At 74.3% G+C, this 2458-nt stretch carries 2 protein-coding genes and 2 pseudogenes; 1 reads left to right on the plus strand and 3 read right to left on the minus strand.

Features of this window, described 5'->3' with window-relative positions; translation table 11 throughout:
* The 3 genes and pseudogenes from AOK24_RS49920 to AOK24_RS34515 all read right to left on the minus strand — a co-directional run.
* Nucleotides 1-203 (minus strand): annotated as a pseudogene (locus AOK24_RS49920) (hypothetical protein); the annotation flags it as partial.
* Between the two features lie 5 nt (nucleotides 204-208).
* Nucleotides 209-952, minus strand: a complete 744-nt coding sequence (locus AOK24_RS34510; RefSeq protein WP_055723936.1) for a zinc ribbon domain-containing protein — start codon at nucleotides 950-952, stop codon at nucleotides 209-211.
* Entirely contained in the window at nucleotides 949-1791 is an 843-nt protein-coding gene (locus tag AOK24_RS34515; RefSeq protein WP_055723935.1) for a Nif3-like dinuclear metal center hexameric protein, read from the minus strand. Before AOK24_RS34515 ends, AOK24_RS34510 begins: the two co-directional genes overlap by 4 nt.
* A 238-nt stretch (nucleotides 1792-2029) precedes the next feature.
* On the opposite strand from AOK24_RS34515, the pseudogene AOK24_RS34520 reads away from it, so the two are divergent.
* A pseudogene (locus tag AOK24_RS34520) lies at nucleotides 2030-2458 on the plus strand (hypothetical protein); the annotation flags it as partial.

A 2458-nucleotide genomic window follows, 5' to 3' on the forward strand; every position in this document is an offset into this window, starting at 1 on the left:
AGGAAGCCGGAGCGCTCGGCGAGCAGCTCGCCGGTGTCCGCGTCGATGACGACGGCGCCGTATCCGGCGGGCCCGGGGTTGCCCCGGGAGCCGCCGTCGGCCTCGATGACCAGGCGCTGCGGGCGGGCGGGCGCGGCCGGGGTGTCCCCCGGCGCGGCCTGCGGCCCCTGCCCGGCGTCGTCCGGGGAGAGCACCCCGGCCACTCGCGCTACAGCCCCGACTCGACCGTACGGACCAGGATCCGGCGGCAGTTCTCGCAGCGCACCACCGCGTCCGCCGGCGCCTTGCGGATCTCGGCGAGTTCGGCGGCGGCCAGCTCCTGGCGGCAGCCCTGGCAGGTGCGGGCGTACAGCTTGGCCGCGCCGATGCCGCCCTGCTGCTCGCGCAGCTTGTCGTACAGCTTGAGGAGGTCGGCGGGGACGGCGCCCGCGACGACGGCACGCTCCTTGGTGACGGTCCCGGCCTCGCCGTCGAGCTCCGCGTACGCGGCCTCGCGCCGGGCGGTCGCGTCGTCGATCTTGCCCTGGACCGCGCCGACGCGCTCGGTCAGCTCGGCGACGCGCTCCTGCGCGGACTCGCGGCGCTCCATGACTTCGAGGACGACGTCTTCGAGGTCGCTCTGCCGCTTGGCGAGGGAGACGATCTCGCTCTGGAGGCTCTCCAGGTCCTTCGGCGAGGTCACGGCGCCGGAGTCGAGCCGCTGCTGGTCGCGCGCGGCGCGCTGGCGGACCTGGTCGACGTCCTGCTCGGCCTTGGTCTGCTCGCGCGAGCAGTCGCTCTCCTCGGTCGTCGCGGCGACGAGGAGGTCACGCAGCTGCGTGAGGTCCTTGCCGAGCGACTCGATCTCGGCGTGCTCGGGCAGCGAGCGGCGCTTGTGGGCGAGCTGCTGGAGTCGGACGTCGAGGGCCTGGACGTCGAGAAGGCGGTTCTGGTCGGCGGGCGCGGCGTTCAGTTGGGGGCTCCAAAGGGGGATGCGGAATGGCTGGTCCAGGGGTCGGTGACCGTGGCGGAGACGTGGGTGCGCAGGCCCCAGCCCTCGCGCTCGGAGACCGCGTCGAGCTGGGCGGCGGCCTGCTCGCACCAGGGCCACTCGGTGGCCCAGTGCGCGGCGTCGACCAGCGCGAGGGGGTGCTCGGCGCGGGCCTCGGACGCCGGGTGGTGGCGCAGGTCCGCGGTCACGAACGCGTCGACGCCCGCGGCGCGGACGTACGCGAAGAGGCTGTCGCCGGAGCCGCCGCTGACGGCGACCGTGCGGACGACGGCCTCGGGGTCGCCTGCCACCCGGATGCCCTGCGCGGTGGCGGGCAGCCGCTCGGCGGCGAGGGCGGCGAACTCCCGGACGGTCAGCGGGTGGTCGAGCGCGCAGACGCGGCCGAGGCCACGCCGGCCGGCGGGGTCGGTGGTGTCGGGCACGAGGGGGCGGACGACGCGCAGGCCGAGCGCGCCCGCGAGGGCGTCGGAGACGCCGGGGTCGGCGGTGTCGGCGTTCGTGTGCGCGACGTGCAGCGCGATGTCGTTCTTGATGAGCGTGTGCACGACACGGCCCTTGAACGTGGACGCGGCGACGGTCGTGGTGCCCCGCAGGTACAGCGGATGGTGCGTGACCAGCAGGTCCGCGCCGAGCTTCACCGCCTCCTCGACGATCTCCTGGACGGGGTCGACGGCGAACAGCACCCGCCCGACCTCCTGCTCCGGATCGCCCACGACGGTGCCGACCGCGTCCCAGGACTCGGCCCGCTCGGCGGGCCACAGACTCTCCAGCGCGGCGATGACTTCAGACAGACGGGGCACGCACCCAAGGCTACCTGCCGGTTCCTGTGGAACGTACCGGTCGTGGGGATACCTGTGGATAACTACGGCGGCGGGGCTGCGGGCGCCGGTCCCGTACCCCGTCCTCCCCTCGCAGCACATACCCCCTCCCCGCCTCAGAGGAATCGCTTCTGCGCCACTCGTACGAGCGAAGTGCGGGCCCGCTCGTCCCACGGCCGCGCGTGCGAAAACTAGCTTCTGCGGCGGAGGTGATCGGACGATGACGGCTTGTGTGATCGAACCGGCCGCGGGGGACGCGGAGGGGGCGACGGGAGCGGGTTGCGTGATCACTGCGGACGGGGGGTACGGGGCGCGGCTCGCCCGGGACGGGGACGCGTGGTTCCCGGAGAGATGGTCGCTGGGCGGGCCGGAGGCGTACGTCGTGCCGCTGCCCGGCGCGCAGCCCGAGGAGGCCGGGACCGAGGTCCAACCCCTCGCGGACGGGCGGGTGTTGATCCATCGGCGGGTCGAAGAGCGGCATCTCTTCTCGCTGTTGTACCCGACGGGGCCCGGCACCGGGGAGGTGCAGCTCGGGGCGGTGGAGTGTGCGGACCTGTCGCTGCTGCCGCCGTCGCCGTGCGGGAAGCGGGTGTTCGCGCTCGCGGTGGGCGAGTCGTCGACGGCCGTGTGGCAGGTGGCCGGCGTCGAC

Origin of the sequence: Streptomyces niveiscabiei (genome assembly GCF_001419795.1) — a bacterium.
GTDB classification, from domain to species: domain Bacteria; phylum Actinomycetota; class Actinomycetes; order Streptomycetales; family Streptomycetaceae; genus Streptomyces; species Streptomyces niveiscabiei.